General features: G+C 68.6%; 14 protein-coding genes. 9 read left to right on the top strand and 5 right to left on the bottom strand.

The features are described from left to right. The first annotated feature begins 48 nt into the window (after window positions 1-48). From BM115_RS14595 to BM115_RS14575, 5 genes are read left to right on the top strand one after another with little or no spacing between them, the layout of a single operon-like run. A complete protein-coding gene (locus tag BM115_RS14595) occupies window positions 49-804 on the top strand; it encodes a GntR family transcriptional regulator (protein WP_255370825.1) in 756 nt (251 codons plus the stop codon). 3 nt (window positions 805-807) lie between these two features. Beyond that, entirely contained in the window at window positions 808-1,626 is an 819-nt protein-coding gene (locus BM115_RS14590) for a transporter substrate-binding domain-containing protein (RefSeq protein ID WP_092294979.1), read from the top strand. A 39-nt stretch (window positions 1,627-1,665) separates the two neighbouring features. Further along, window positions 1,666-2,334: an amino acid ABC transporter permease gene (locus BM115_RS14585; RefSeq protein ID WP_092294977.1), complete on the top strand. Its 669-nt coding sequence runs from the start codon at window positions 1,666-1,668 to the stop codon at window positions 2,332-2,334. After that, on the top strand, window positions 2,331-2,987 hold the full coding sequence (locus BM115_RS14580; protein ID WP_092294975.1) for an amino acid ABC transporter permease: 657 nt from the start codon (window positions 2,331-2,333) through the stop codon (window positions 2,985-2,987). The genes BM115_RS14585 and BM115_RS14580 overlap by 4 nt, the downstream gene beginning before the upstream one ends. Beyond that, window positions 2,968-3,699 (top strand): amino acid ABC transporter ATP-binding protein, encoded by a 732-nt coding sequence (locus BM115_RS14575; protein ID WP_092294973.1) that lies wholly within the window; start codon window positions 2,968-2,970, stop codon window positions 3,697-3,699. The genes BM115_RS14580 and BM115_RS14575 overlap by 20 nt, the downstream gene beginning before the upstream one ends. Here BM115_RS14575 and BM115_RS14570 read toward each other — a convergent pair. After that, on the bottom strand, window positions 3,696-4,619 hold the full coding sequence (locus BM115_RS14570) for a sterol desaturase family protein (RefSeq protein ID WP_092294971.1): 924 nt from the start codon (window positions 4,617-4,619) through the stop codon (window positions 3,696-3,698). The two genes, BM115_RS14575 and BM115_RS14570, sit on opposite strands and share 4 nt — an antisense overlap. Before the next feature lie 247 nt (window positions 4,620-4,866). On the opposite strand from BM115_RS14570, the gene BM115_RS14565 reads away from it, so the two are divergent. From BM115_RS14565 to BM115_RS14550, 4 genes are all read left to right on the top strand, one after another. Continuing rightward, window positions 4,867-5,175 (top strand): hypothetical protein, encoded by a 309-nt coding sequence (locus tag BM115_RS14565; RefSeq protein ID WP_092294969.1) that lies wholly within the window; start codon window positions 4,867-4,869, stop codon window positions 5,173-5,175. Between the two features lie 45 nt (window positions 5,176-5,220). Continuing rightward, the gene (locus BM115_RS14560) at window positions 5,221-5,934 is read left to right on the top strand and encodes a response regulator (protein WP_092294967.1); all 714 of its coding nucleotides are present in this window, start codon (window positions 5,221-5,223) and stop codon (window positions 5,932-5,934) included. Continuing rightward, window positions 5,934-7,265: an ATP-binding protein gene (locus tag BM115_RS14555; RefSeq protein WP_092294965.1), complete on the top strand. Its 1,332-nt coding sequence runs from the start codon at window positions 5,934-5,936 to the stop codon at window positions 7,263-7,265. The genes BM115_RS14560 and BM115_RS14555 overlap by 1 nt, the downstream gene beginning before the upstream one ends. A 105-nt stretch (window positions 7,266-7,370) precedes the next feature. Next, window positions 7,371-8,111: a DUF4410 domain-containing protein gene (locus tag BM115_RS14550; protein ID WP_092294963.1), complete on the top strand. Its 741-nt coding sequence runs from the start codon at window positions 7,371-7,373 to the stop codon at window positions 8,109-8,111. On the opposite strand, the gene BM115_RS14545 is transcribed toward BM115_RS14550, so the two are convergent. The 4 genes from BM115_RS14545 to BM115_RS14530 all read right to left on the bottom strand — a co-directional run bounded on the left by BM115_RS14545 (window position 8,093) and on the right by BM115_RS14530 (window position 14,365). After that, a complete protein-coding gene (locus BM115_RS14545) occupies window positions 8,093-9,364 on the bottom strand; it encodes a M20/M25/M40 family metallo-hydrolase (protein WP_092294961.1) in 1,272 nt (423 codons plus the stop codon). The genes BM115_RS14550 and BM115_RS14545 overlap by 19 nt on opposite strands. Before the next feature lie 121 nt (window positions 9,365-9,485). Then, window positions 9,486-10,217: a BON domain-containing protein gene (locus BM115_RS14540; protein WP_092294959.1), complete on the bottom strand. Its 732-nt coding sequence runs from the start codon at window positions 10,215-10,217 to the stop codon at window positions 9,486-9,488. 172 nt (window positions 10,218-10,389) lie between these two features. Beyond that, window positions 10,390-12,084 (bottom strand): FAD-dependent oxidoreductase, encoded by a 1,695-nt coding sequence (locus BM115_RS14535; RefSeq protein ID WP_092294957.1) that lies wholly within the window; start codon window positions 12,082-12,084, stop codon window positions 10,390-10,392. A gap of 49 nt (window positions 12,085-12,133) precedes the next feature. Beyond that, complete coding sequence (locus BM115_RS14530) at window positions 12,134-14,365, bottom strand: xanthine dehydrogenase family protein molybdopterin-binding subunit (protein ID WP_092294955.1); 2,232 nt, start codon at window positions 14,363-14,365, stop codon at window positions 12,134-12,136. Window positions 14,366-14,418 lie beyond the last annotated feature (53 nt).

Genomic DNA, 14,418 nt, shown 5'->3' with positions numbered 1-14,418 from the left:
ACAAGTCTTGCATACAAGGCTGGCATACCACTTGCAATAGGAATGCCCGTGAGCGACATCCAAGAAAAACCCTCCGCCGACATTGCCCAGCGCATCACCGAGGCCATGCTCGCGCAAAAGCTGCTGCCGGGCTCGCGCCTGGGCGAGCAGGAACTGGCCGCGCTGTTCGGCGTCAGCCGCACGCTGGTGCGCGAGGCGCTGATGCGGCTGGCCGCGCGCGGCATGGTGACCGTAAGCGCCCGGCGCGGCTGGTACCTGATCGAACCCGGCGCCGACGATATCCGCGCCGCGTTTGCCGCCCGCCGCATCATCGAGACCGGCCTGCTGCGCGAGATCAGCGCGGCCCAGCCGCCCAGCGCGCCGGCCATCCACACACTGAAGGTGCATATCGCCCGCGAAAAGGCGGCGCTGGACGGCGACGACGCCGGCGAGCGCAGCTTCCTGCTCGGCGACTTCCATGTCTGCCTGTGCGCCGCGCTGGGCCACGGCCTGCTCGTGGATACCCTGCGCGACCTGACCGCGCGCACCACGCTCGTCGCCAGCCGCCAGCAGTCCGCCGCTGACGCGGGCCGCTCCTGCGCGCAGCACGAGGAAATCGTCAACGCGCTGGCCGCCGGCGACGGCGAACGCGCCGCCCGGTTGATGACCGACCACCTCGGCGAAGTCCACGCCAGCCTGGACGCCGTGCCGGCGGACCCGCTGGCCGGCCTGCGCCATGCCCTGGCGCCGGTTTCCGGCCGCGCGCCAGCGCCCCCGATCTCCGCTTCCTCCCGCTCCAACCCACCCGCTTTGCAAAAGGACTGACCGATGACCCCGACTCCATCGACCCCGCTGTTCTCCAAGGCGCGCCGCGCGCTGCTGCTGGGCGTGTTCGCCAGCGTCTGCGTGGCCGCCCTGCCCCGCCCGGCGCAGGCCGACACGCTCGCGGACATCACCAAGGCCGGCGTGCTGCGCGTGGCGGTGCCGCAGGACTTCCCGCCGTTCGGCTCGATTGGCGCCGACATGGCGCCGCAGGGCCTGGACATCGACGTGGCCGCGCTGATGGCGAAGCGGATGGGCGTGAAGCTGCAACTGGTGCCGGTGTCCAGCACCAACCGCGTGCCCTACCTCCAGACCCGCAAGGTGGACCTGATCATCTCCAGCCTCGGCAAGAATCCCGAGCGTGAGAAGGTGCTGGACTTCTCCGAAGCTTATGCCCCGTTCTACAACGGCGTGTTCGGCCCGGCCGACATGCCCGTGAAGAGCGCCGCCGACCTGGCCGGCAAGACCGTCGGCGTCACGCGCGGCGCGGTGGAGGACCTGGAGCTGTCGAAGATCGCCCCGGCCAACGCCACCATCAAGCGCTACGAGGACAACAACGCGACGATCTCCGCGTTCCTGTCCGGCCAGGTGCAGCTGATTGCCACCGGCAACGTGGTCGCCGCCGCGCTGATCGCCAAGCATGCGCCCAAGGCGCCCGAGACCAAGTTCCTGATCAAGAACTCGCCGTGCTTTATCGGCATGAACAAGGACGAGCCCGCGCTCCAGGCCAAGGTGAACGCCATCCTGGCCGAAGCCAAGAAGGACGGCGCGCTGAACTCGCTGTCGATCAAGTGGCTGCTGCGTCCGCTGCCGGCCCAGCTCTGATCTGAACCGCTTCCCCTCCCGCTGCAACCGGTCCCGTCCATGGCCTATCAGTTCGATTTCCTGTCGGTGCTCGACTACACCGACGTCCTGCTCAAGGGCATCGCCGTCACGGCCCAGCTCACGCTCACGGGCGGCGTGCTGGGCGTGGCGGTGGCCATCTTCGGCGCCTGGGCCCGGACGCAGGGGCCGGCTTGGCTGCGCGCCATCGTCGGCGCCTATGTGGAGATGATCCGGAACACGCCGTTCCTGATCCAGCTCTTCTTCATCTTCTTCGGCCTGCCCAGCCTGGGCGTGCAGTTGCCCGAGATGGTGGCCGCCTCGCTGGCGATGGTGATCAACCTGGGCGCCTACGGCACCGAGATCATCCGGGCCGGGCTGGCCGCCACGCCACGCGGCCAGTTCGAGGCCGGCGCCAGCCTGGCGATGTCGCCGCTGCAGGTGTTCCGCCATGTGGTGCTGCGCCCGGCGCTGCAGAAGATCTGGCCGGCGCTGTCGAGCCAGATCGTCATCGTCATGCTTGGCTCGGCGGTCTGCTCCCAGATTGCCGCCCAGGACCTGACCTACGCCGCCAACTTCATCCAGGGCCGCAACTTCCGCGCCTTCGAGGTCTATCTGGTGAGCACCGTGATCTACCTGTTGCTGGCGCTGCTGCTGCGCCAGCTGCTGCGCGGCGTGGGCCGGCAACTGTTTGCGCGGAGGGCGCGATGATCGACTTCACGCTATGGGACATCGTGCGCAACCTGCTGCTGGCCGCGCGCTGGACCGTCCTGCTGTCGCTGGTGGCCTTTGTCGGCGGCGGCGTGGTGGGCTTGTTGGTGCTGCTGATGCGCACCAGCAAGCGGCCCTTCCTGCGCCGGGCCACCTGGGCCTATATCGAGATCTTCCAGGGCACGCCGCTGCTGATGCAGTTATTCCTCGCCTTCTTCGGCCTCGCGCTGTTCGGCGTGGACGTGCCCGCGTGGCTCGCCGCCGGCGTGGCGCTGACGCTCTGGACCGCCGCCTTCCTGGCCGAGATCTGGCGCGGCTGCGTGGAGGCGATTCCGCGCGGCCAATGGGAGGCGTCCGGCAGCCTGGCCATGAGCTACGTGCAGCAGATGCGCCACGTGATCCTGCCGCAGGCCATGCGCATTGCCGTGGCGCCGACCGTCGGCTTTGGCGTGCAGGTCATCAAGGGCACCGCGCTCGCGTCGATCATCGGTTTCACCGAGCTGTCCAAGGCCGGCACGATGATTGTCAACGCGAGCTTCCAGCCATTCACCGTTTATGCCGCCGTGGCGCTGATGTACTTCGCGCTGTGCTGGCCCCTTTCGCAAGCCAGCAAACTGCTGGAGAGGAAATTCCATGCCGCTCATCGCCATTGACCAGGTCCGCAAGTCGTTCGGCAGCAACGAGGTCCTGAAGGGGGTGTCGCTGTCGGTGGAGCCGGGCGAGGTCATCGCCATCATCGGCAAGAGCGGCTCGGGCAAGAGCACGCTGCTCCGCTGCATCAACGGGCTGGAGTCCATCGACGCCGGCGCCATCACCGTGGCTGGCGCCCATCTGGCCGATACCGAGCTGCAACTGCGCGCGCTGCGGCTCAAGGTGGGCATGATCTTCCAGCAGTTCAACCTGTTTCCGCACCTGAGCGCGGGGCGCAACGTGATGTTGTCGCCAATGATCGTCAAGGGGGTGCCGGAGGCCCGGGCGCGCGAGCTGGCGGAGCTGAACCTGGCCCGCGTGGGCCTCTCGGCCAAGTTCGACGCCCATCCCGATCAACTCTCCGGCGGGCAGCAGCAGCGCGTGGCGATTGCCCGGGCGCTGGCGATGCAGCCCGCTGCGCTGCTGTGCGACGAGATCACCTCGGCGCTGGACCCGGAACTCGTCAACGAGGTGCTCCAGGTCATGCGCGGGCTGGCCGCCGATGGGATGACGCTGCTGATGGTCACGCACGAGATGCGCTTCGCCCGGGAAGTGTGCGACCGCGTGGTCTTCATGCACCAGGGCAAGGTCCACGAGATCGGGCCGCCGGACGAGGTCTTCGCCCGTCCGAAGACCCCGGAGTTGCAGCAGTTCCTGGGCATGGTGGAAGCCTAGGCGCTGACCTGACCCTGAGACTGCGCACGCAGGTTCTCGGTGGTCTCGCCCTTGCCGTCGGGCTGCCAGCCCGGGGGCATGGTCAGGTAGCCGAGGGCCGCGCCGAGGCTGGGGGCTGCCGCCATGTCGCGGAACAGGCCAATCCAGTGTTCGAACTGGTTCATCAGCGGGTTCACCGTGCGGGACGGCTTGACCAGCCCGTAGCGGCACGGCTCTTCGGCACGCTCGGCCACATAGGTACCGAACAGGCGGTCGAACACGATCAGCACGCCGCCGTAGTTCGCATCGAGGTAATCCACATTCGAGGCATGGTGCACGCGATGCGCCGACGGCGTGTTGAACACGTATTCGAGCCAGCCCAGGCGCGGCACCCACGTGTTGTGCAGCCAGAACTGGTAGAGCAGGTTGAACATCAGCGTGGCCAGCACCACTTCCGGCCGCACACCCAGCCAGACCAGCGGCGCGAAGAAGATGGCCGTGCCGGTAAGCTTGCCGGTCCAGCCGAGCCGGTAGGCCGAGGCCAGCGTGAGCTGGTTCGGCGAGTGGTGGACCGCGTGGGTCGCCCAGAAGAAGCGCACGCGGTGCGAGGCGCGGTGATACCAGTAGTAGCAGAACTCCTGCCCCACGAAGAGCAGCAGCACCATCAGCGCGCTGTTGAGCGTGACCGTGAACAGGCGGTGATCCCAGGCAAAGGCGAACACGGGCGTGGCCAGCGAGAGCGGCAGCAGCACCGACAGCTTGCGGCCGGCCAGGTCGGCCAGCGACAGCCAGACCTCCCGCCAGTCGAACGGGGCATTCGAATTCCGGCGCTTGCGCCAGAGCACCACGGCTTCGACCAGCGAGACGGCGACGATGAATGCCGTGGCGTAGAGGGCTATCCGCTGGACGGATAGTTCGGGGTTGGCGGTGGGAGTCAGCATGGCGTGCCTCATGGGGTAGTCGATTGGGGATCGGGACGATGTTGCGTCGCGGTGAGCCAAATGTAGGTGCCGCCCGCCAGCCGCGCCATGCGGGAAATATGTCGCCGGATGTCATGCCCGGAACGGCGCCACGCCGTGTAACACCGCGACATGGTTTGCGCCTCGCGGACTGCCCCGTCCCCTCCTATATTTCGTCCCGTTGCCGCCGCACATCGGTCGGCTGAAACTCACCAGGAAGGGACTCATCATGAAACGCCTCAGCTTCGTTACCGCTACCGCCGCCCTCATCGTTGCCACCGTCACCGCCGCCACGCCCGCCTTCGCCGGCTGGTATGGCGCTGGGGCGGTCGTCGTCATGCCGCCGCCGCACGTTGTCTATGTCGCCCCGGCGCCGCGCCCCGTCTATGTCGCCCCGCCGCTGCCGCCGGTCTATGTCACGCCCCAAGGCGAATATGTCGCGCCGCGTGCCGTCTATGTGGCGCCGCCGCCCCACCCGGCGGTGTGGGTGCCGGGACATTGGGTCGGACGTGTCTGGGTGCCCGCACACTACGCATGACTTCGGGTATCGTTCCCGCATGACGGATGGTCACGGAGACATGCCATGGAGGTAGTCAACCGCATCCTCGTGCTGGACGACGAGGCCGAGTTGCGCAACATGTTGCAGCGCTTCCTGACCAGCCAGGGCTTCCGCGTGCGCGCCGTGGCCGATGGCAAGCAGCTCGACCGCTACCTCCAGCGCGAACCCTACGACCTGCTCGTACTCGACCTGATGATGGCGCCCGAGGATGGCCTGACCATCTGCCGGCGGTTGCGTGCGGACGGCATCACGCTGCCCGTGCTGATGCTGACCGCCAAGGGCGATCCCATGGACCGCGTGCTGGGGCTGGAGACCGGCGCCGATGACTACCTCTCCAAGCCGTTCGTGCCGGACGAGCTGGTCGCCCGCATCCGTGCGCTGCTGCGGCGGCAGCGGATCGCGTCGGGCGATCCCACCGTCACCGCGCAGACGCTGCGCTTCGGCGAATTCGAGTTCGATGTCGGCCAGCAGACGCTGCGGCTGCGTGGCGATCCCGTGGAGGTGCATTCGGCCCAGATGCTGTTGCTGCACGCGCTCGGCTCCTCGCCCAACCGGCCCGTGAGCAGGGAGAACCTGCTGGCCCGCGCGCGCGGGCGCGACCATGACGCGCTGGACCGCAGCATCGACGTACAGGTGCTGCGCCTGCGCCAGATCATCGAGGAAGACCCATCCAAGCCCCGTTTCATCAAGACGGTGTGGGGCGTGGGCTACATGCTGGTGGCCGGCGTGGCGGCGTGATGCGGCTGCCCCGGTCGCTGCTGGCGCGCAATATCGCCCTGCTGGTGGCGCTGGTGGCCGTCACGCAGGCGTGCTCCCTCTCGGTACTGCTCCACTATGTGCAGCGCCCGCGTATCGAGCGCGCGGCCATTATCTTTGCGGACTATGTGAAGACCCTCGATGGCGTGCTGGCCGCGCTGCCGCCTGCCGAGGCGCAGGCGGTCACCACGCGGCTCAACGCCCAGGCGGCGGACCCTGTGCCGGAGCCCACGCCGGACGGCGCCGCCAGCCCCTTGCAACTGTTCCGCACCTACCAGCGCGATGTCTTCCTGCACGCCCTGCGCCGCGACCTGCCGCCCGACATGCCAGTGCGCTGGCAGATCGACGCCCCCGATGGCGAGGAACGGCTGTGGATCCGCGTGCACGTGGCCCACACCCCGGCGTGGATTTCCTTGCCGATGACCGCCGATGCCCGCGCCAGCGGCATCCTGGCCGCGCTGGCGCTCTCGACCGCGCTGGCGATGCTGGCCGCGCTGACCGGCTACCTGATCCAGCGCCACCTGAACCGGCCCCTGCAGGACCTCGCCCGCGCCGCAGGCGACGTGTGCGCTGGAGAGATGCCCGCGCCGCTCCCCACGGACGGCCCCACGGAAATCGCGCAGGTCAGCGCCGCTTTCAACCAGATGACCGACGCCCTGCGCCAGGCGGAAGCCACCCGCGCGCTGATGCTGGCGGGCATCTCGCACGACATCCGCACGCCACTGACCAAGCTGCGCCTGGGCATGGCGATGGCCATGCCACGCGGCAGCGACGACGCTTTCGTTGCCTCCACCGAAAGCTATCTCGACCAGATCGACACCATCCTCCAGCAATTCATGGACTACGCCGGCAGCGGCGAGCGCGAGCCGCCCCAGCCGGGCGACCTCAACGCGCTGGTGCAGCAGTTGTCGTCCGATTTTGCGGGGCTGGGACACAGCTTCGAGTTGTCGATCGGCAACCTGCCGCCGCTCGACTACCGCCCGGTGAGCCTGATGCGGCTGCTGATGAACCTGATGCAGAACGCGGTGGTCTACGGCCGCACCGGACTGGCCGTGCGCACCTGGGCCGATGCGGAGACCGCCTATGTGGCGGTGTGCGACCGGGGCGACGGCATCGGCGCGCAGCAGTTGGAGCAGCTCAAGGCGCCGTTCGCACGCGGCGACAACGCGCGCGGTCATTCGGGCGGCACCGGGCTGGGGCTGGCGATTGTGGAGCGCATCGCGCGGCTGCACGGCGGCTCGCTGCAATTCCGCCCACGTGACGGCGGCGGCCTCGAAGCCGTAGTGGCGCTGCCGCTGCGGCCAGCGGCCTGACATTTCTCGACATACTTGCTGCATGGCATCTGTGGTCGGTTTTTCCCATACTGGGTTCCAGCGATGCACCGACACGCTCCAACCCAACCGATACAGGATTTCGCCATGCAAACCACCCAACTCTCCCTCATTGCCCGCCGCTTCACCCTCGCCACGCTGACGGCCGCCGCGCTGCTGGCCGCCGGCTACGCCAACGCCACTACCATCACGCAGGGCACCGCCGCCCTCCCCGGCAACGCGGACATCATCTACGTGCAGACCTTCAACGCCAACCCCGATCAGGTCAAGGTAGACAGCCGCGTGATGCAAAAGGTCATGTCGATGGCCGGCGCGGACAGCCAGGCTGGCAAGGCCATGCACGATGCGCGCGAGGCCCGTGATCAGGTGAGCGATGAAATCGTGCGGCAGCTGCGTGCCAAGGGGCTCAACGCAGTGCGCCTCGATGGCGCGGTCCCGGCGGGCGCGAATGCGTTGGTCGTTACCGGCCAGTTCGACAAGATCGACGAAGGCAACCTGCGCCGCCGCATGGTGGTGGGCCTGGGCGCGGGCAAGAGCGATGTGGGCGCGTCGGTCGAACTGGTCTACCAGCCCGCCAATGGCCCGGCGGTGGCGGTGCAGGACTTCCACGCCAGCGCGGATAGCGGCCACATGCCCGGCGTGGCGGAGACCGCCGGCGTGGGCGCGGTGGCCGGCCATGTGGCCATGTCAGCCGCCGCCGGCGGCGCGGCGCACGGCGTCAGCGAACTGCAGCACGACAGCGTCTACAACGACGCCACGCGTCTTGCCGACGCCATCGCCAAGCAGGTTGCCCAATCCGCCCAATCCGCTCAGCGCCCGCTCTCCTGAAGCATGCGGGTCATCAGGTAGAGGCGCGGGACGATGGAATCGAGTTCGATGTACTCGTCGCGCGCGTGATAGCCAAAGCCGGACAGGCCGAAGCTCTCCACCACGGCGGCCTTGCCCGACTGGCCCGCGAAGCCGGCATCCGTGGCGCCGCCCGTGCCGGGAAACAGGGCCAGCTGCCGGCCGTCCAGTTCCGCGTAGATCTTCTGGGCCTGCGCCGCCAGTTCCCGGCCACGCGCATTGACCACGAAGGGCGGACGGCCCTCTTCCATCGTGATGGTGGTCTGCGTATCGGGCACCAGATGACCGGCGTTGACCTTCTCCTGCAGCGCCGCCTGGAGCTTCTGGGCGGCACCGTTGGCCGTGATCCGCACATCGCCGAAGGCGCTGGCCGAAGCAGGAATCTGGTTGCGGGCATCCCCAGCCTTGGCATTGGTCCAGTTCAGTTGCGAGCCCGGCACGGACTTCGCCACATCGCGCGTCTGCTGCAGCTGGTAGGCCAGTTCCATCAAGGCATTGCGGCCCAGCTCCGGCGCGGCGCCGGCGTGCGAGGCGCGGCCCTGAACAGCCATCGTCGCGGAGGCCGTGCCAGCGGCGCCGAGCAGCAGGGATTCGGTCTTGGCCACGGCCTTGGCCGGATTGGGCTCGCAGGACAGCACCACATCGTGCTGCGCCCCCAGCGCGGCAATGGCGGCGCCCGAGCCGAGCGAGCCGATTTCCTCGTCCGCATTGAACAGCACGGTCACCCGCGCGAAGTCCTTCCAGCCCTGCGCCTTCATGATCTCCAGCGCGTGCAGGATGACCGCGATGCCGCCCTTGTCATCGGCGATGCCCGGCCCGTAGAGCTTGTTGCCGTCCTCGCGAATCGGCTGCGAGGCCAGCGTGTTGCGCGCGTAGACGGTGTCCATATGGGCGATCAGCATGACGCGGCCTGTGCCCGTGCCTTCCAGCGTGCCCTTGACGATCGGGCCGTGGCCCTGCGCCGCCGGCACGCGCTCCACGCTGGCACCCAGCGCCTTGAGGCGCTTCTCGGTGTAGGCGGCCATGCGGTTCAGCCCTTCGACGTCATGGCTGCCGGACTCGATCGACACCATCTCCTTAAGCGACTGCACCACGCCCGGCTGCGCGGCCTGTGCCGCTTGCAGCAGGGCCGCGTCCGGCCCGGCGGCCAGCGCGGCGCCGCTCCAGGCCAATGACAACGCGAGGGAGAGCGCGGCGGGCAGCGCTGCGCGGCGGTGACGAACGGAACGGGGCATGAGGATTCCTGTGTGGACGGTTGGCGACAAAAGCCGATCCTATCGCCTGCGCGCGCGGCCGGGGAGGGTCAATCCCGCCAATCCACGCGCCGTTCCCGCCACCGGCATGCCCCCAAAGCACTCAGCTGCTCAGCGAAATCCGGTTGACGACGTCCTCCACGCCGTACACATACCAGGCATCCCGCTCGACCTGCTTGCGCGCGCCCTCGCTCGTGGCGTAGCCGTCGAGCGTCACCACGCGTTTCGCGGTGCGCACCGCGATGCGGCCCGCATCGACGAAGGGATCGGTTTCCAGCACCAGTTGCAGCGCCTCGGTGATTTCCTCATCGCTATCGGCCTCGGCCGGCGCCACCACGAGTTCGTTCACCACGCAGCGGCAGCCGCGCGACCACCACGCCAGCACGCCGGCCAGCCGCATGTGGGAAAGGCTGATCACATTGCCGGACAGCGTGACCACGCCATTGGCGGCGGCCACCTCGATCCAGCCGCTGCGCTCGCCCACGGCCTCGCGGCGCGCCTCGTCCTGGCCCTTCACCTTCGCGCAAATCTTGCAGTTGCGGAAATCGATCGCGGTAAGCAGCCGTTGGCACACGGCATCGCGCAGTTCGCCGTCGCCCACCGGCGCGGCGCCATCGGCAATGCGCAGGTGGTCAATGACCATGGTCACGCCGTCCACGCGCCGCAGGTGCGCGGCGGCGCGCGTCTTGTCGACGATGTCCGCTACCTCGCCCTCGAGGATCAGCGCGCCGTCGGAAAGCCGCAGGTGAATGGTGGGATGGAGATGGTGGCCCTGATACGGCACATGCGCCAACGCGGCTCGCGCCTGCGTCAGCACCGCTTCGCTACTCTGCATGATGTTTCTCCATGTTTCGTGGAGATGAGTGGCGCGCGCCCCTGCCTGCGAGCACGCGTGGCAGCGACAGTGCCGCGCATCAGCCCGCGCGGCCTGTCCGTCCAGCTATTGTAGGCATTCCGATGGGGGCGCGTTGGCGGAGTGATGCCGGCGCCGCAGGGGGGGAAACGGATCAGCGCGTGCCGGGCTGGCAGGTGCCGCGCATGCCGGCCAGCACGGCGTGGATCTGTGCGACCACGGCAGCGCCCTCGCCCACGGCGGAAGCCACCCGCTTGATCGATCCCGAACGCACGTCGCCGATGGCGAACACGCCTTCCAGGCTGGTTTGCAGGGACGGCACGTGCGGCGCGGCATCGGGCACTTCGGCCCCGGTCAACACGAAACCCTTCTCGTCGCGCAGCACGCCGCAGGTGGCCAACCACGCGGTATTCGGCGCCGCGCCGATGAAGACGAACAGGTGATGCGTGGTCATGCAGCCCTCCACGCCGCCCGCGCCCCGGTAATACACCCGTTCGAGACGTGCCCCGCCTTCAAGCGCGCGCAGGTCCACGCGGGTATGCACGGTCACGTTGGGCAGCACGGCGATCCGCTCAGTCAGGTAGCGCGACATGCTGTGCTCAAGGCTGGTGCCCCGGATAAACAGGTGCACGTGCTCGGCATGCGCGGCCAGGAACACCGCCGCCTGCCCGGCGGAATTGCCGCCGCCCACCAGCAGCACCGGCTCCTTGCGGCACAGGCGCGCCTCGATCGGCGTGGCCCAGTAGTAGATGCCGGACGACTCGAAGCGATCGAGCCCGGTCACGTCCGGTCGCCGGTATTCGGCGCCGCTGGCGATCACCACGGTGCGCGCGGCAATGCGGCGGTCATCGGTCAGTTCCACGAAGAGCGGACGCCGGTCGCAATACAGGGCCTTCACTTCACATGGAATGCCGATATGGGCGCCGAATTTCTGCGCCTGGGCGAAGGCGCGGCTGGCCAGCGACTGCCCGGTGATGCCCGTGGGAAAGCCGAGGTAGTTCTCGATGCGCGCGCTGGTGCCAGCCTGCCCGCCCGGCCCACGACAGTCGAGCACGGCCACGGACAGCCCTTCGGACGCCGCATAGACGGCGGTGGCCAGCCCGGCCGGGCCGGCGCCGACCACCGCCACGTCGTAGACGTGGGTGGGATCGAACTCGGGAATCAGGCCCAGGCACGAGGCCAGGTGGCCTTCGTCCGGATTGCGCAGCACGGTGCCGTCCGGGCAGACCACGAGCGGGAAGTCGTCCGGCAGCGGGGTCAGGCGTTCGAGCAGCGCAACGGCCTCGGGGTCCATCGCCGCGTCGAGCGTGGTGTTGGGAAAGCCGTTGCGCCGCAGGAAGTTCTGCAGCGCCACCAGCCGCCCGTTGTCCGGCGCGCCCACCAGCACCACGCCGTGGCCGCGCTCGATCACCAGCATGCGGCGCAGGATCAGCGCGCGCATGATGGTCTCGCCGAGATCGGCCTCGCTGATCATCATCGCGCTCAGTTCGTCGGGGCGCACCAGCACGGCCTCCACGTCCTCGATCACGCGCGCATCCACCACGGCTGGCTTGTTCGAGAGCTGCGTCACGTCCGAGGTGAACTCGCCGCGCTGGGTGTAGGTGTGGAGGACGCGCTCGTGGCCCAGCCCATCGCGCCCGACGATGCGCACCTTGCCGGACAGGATCAGGAACATCCCCGGGCACAGGCTGCCGGCGCGGTACAGGCATTCGCCAACAGCGAAGTGCGACAGGCGCCCGAAGCGGCGCACGCGCTGGATGTCCTCCTCGGTCAGCACGGGGAACATCTGCGCGTAGCGCGGGTGCTCGCGCACCCCGGCGTCATCCTCCGGAACCGGATTGTCGACCATCACCCCCTCCCGCGCTCGGCCATCCACCGCTATATATATAGGCCATCGGCTAGGCGGCGACCCGGCCGGGCGCGTCCATCAGCTTCTCCATGGTGATGGGCAGGTCACGGATGCGCTTGCCCGTGGCGTGGTAGACCGCGTTGGCCACCGCCGCCGCAAAGCCGGTAATGCCGATCTCCCCGATGCCGCGCGCGCCGAACTCGTTGAAGGCCAGGTCGGGGTAGTCGAGCAGGATGACGTCGATGTCCGGCTGGTCCGCATGCACCGGCATCACGTACTCGGCGTAGTTGTTGTTGCCCGGGATGCCGTTGCGCTCGTCGTACTCGGTGGCCTCGAACAGCGCCATGCCCACGCCCATGACGATGGCGCCTTCCACCTGATTGCGCGCCGTCAGTGGGTTGATGACGCGGCCCACGTCGATGGCGCTGACCACGCGCGCCACGCGCAGGCGCGAGATGCCGGGGTCCCAGCGCACCTCCACGAAATGCGCGCCGAACGACATGAACGACATCCTGTCCGTGGGCGTGCCGCCCGTGCGCGCATGACCATCGGCGCTAGCAAAGCGCTGCGCGGTCAGCACGGTGGCGTAGTCCACGGTGCGCGTTCCATCGGTCAGGCAGCCATTCTCGAAGCGAAGCGACTCGGGCTTCGCCCCGGCGAACGGCGCGCCCTCCTGCGTGGCAAACGTGCGCAACTGGTCGATGGCGTTGCGCGTGGCCTCTGCGATGGCCGGCAGGACGCTGGCCGTGGCCCACGATCCGCCCGAGACCGGTGCCGCCGGGAACGAGGAATCGCCCAGCTTCACCTCGATCTTCTCGAACGGCAGGCCGGTCAGCTCGCTCACCGTCTGCGCCGCAATCGTGTAGGTACCGGTGCCGATGTCCTGGATCGAGCAGATCACCGCGGCCGTGCCGTCGCTGCGCAACTGCACCCGCGCTTCGGCTGGGGTGCGCCAGGCGTCCCAGTTGCAGACGGCCACGCCGTAGCCGGCAATCTCGTCGCCCACACGCATCGCACCGATGCGCGGGTCGCGCCTGGCCCAGCCAAACTTGCGGGCGCCCTGCTCGATGGCCTCGCGCAGGTGGTTGCTGGACCACGGCAGGTTGGTGCTTTCGTCGCGCGTGGAGATGTTATCGAGGCGGAACTGCACCGGGTCCTTCTGGCACGCCAGCGCCAGTTCGTCGATGGCGGATTCGAGCGCGAACAGGCCCGGCGCGGCGCCGGGCGCGCGCATGGAGGTGGGCGCGCCCCGGTGCACGTCGATGGTGTGGTGCGTGACCAGCACGCTCGGGCAGGTGTACAGGCTCGACGTCATGCCGCCGCAGTTCTCCACGTACTGCTCGATAAAGGACGTGGTGTTGATCGACTCATGCCGGATCGACGTGATCTTGCCGTCGGCGCCCGCCGACAGCCGGAGGTGCTGTTTCGTCTCCGGCCGCTGCCCCGTGGTCGTGAACATCTGCGCGCGTGGCACCACCAGCTTCACCGGGCGCCCGGTCATCTTGGCCGCCGCGCAGGCGGCCACGGAGTGCGGCCACAGGAACAGCTTGGCGCCAAAGCCCGAGCCGATGAACGGCGCGTCCACGCTCACGCTCTCCGGCGTGAGTCCGAAGATCAGGGCCAACGTGTTGCGATGAACCAGCACGCCTTGCGAGGCCTCGTAGAGATGCAGGTCGCCGCCCTCCCACCACGCCACCGTGGCGTGCATCTCCATTGGATTGTGGGTCTCCACCGGCGTGTGGTACACGGCATCGACACGGACCGGCGCGGCGTCGAAGTCCCTGGCCGGCTCGCCGCGCGTGTGGCCGCGCCCGCCGTCCTGCAGCTTGCCAGCCGCCATGCCCTGCTCCAGATTGGCGAGTGCCTTGGCCGCGGCATACGTCACCTTCACAAGCTGGGCCGCCTCTCGCGCATGCTCGTAGGTGTCCGCCACGACCAGCGCGACGAACTGGCCGGCGTAGTGCACCTTCGCGTCCTCGAACGGCAGGCGGTGCTCGTCCGTGATGCCGGCGGTCAGGATCGTGGCCGGCGAGATCGGCGCCTTCGGCGCGCGGTAGAGCCGCAGGAAATTGTCATGGTGCAGGATGTCGACCACGCCCGGCACGCGCCGCGCGGCGGCGGTGTCGATGCCCGTGACGCGCCCGCTCGCAATCGTGCTGAATACGCCATAGGCATGCAGCATGCCGGGCAGGTTGCGGTCCGCCGTGTAGAGCGCGGCGCCGGTGACCTTGAGTCGACCGTCGATACGGCGCGGCGACGCGCCGATGGCATTCTTGTTCACGCTGGACTCCCGTTGTCGAGTGAAGGTCCGCTGGATCGGGGATGGATCGGGGC

Source organism: Cupriavidus sp. OV096 (assembly GCF_900115455.1).
GTDB lineage: Bacteria > Pseudomonadota > Gammaproteobacteria > Burkholderiales > Burkholderiaceae > Cupriavidus.
This window is presented reverse-complemented; position numbering and strand designations above follow the sequence as displayed.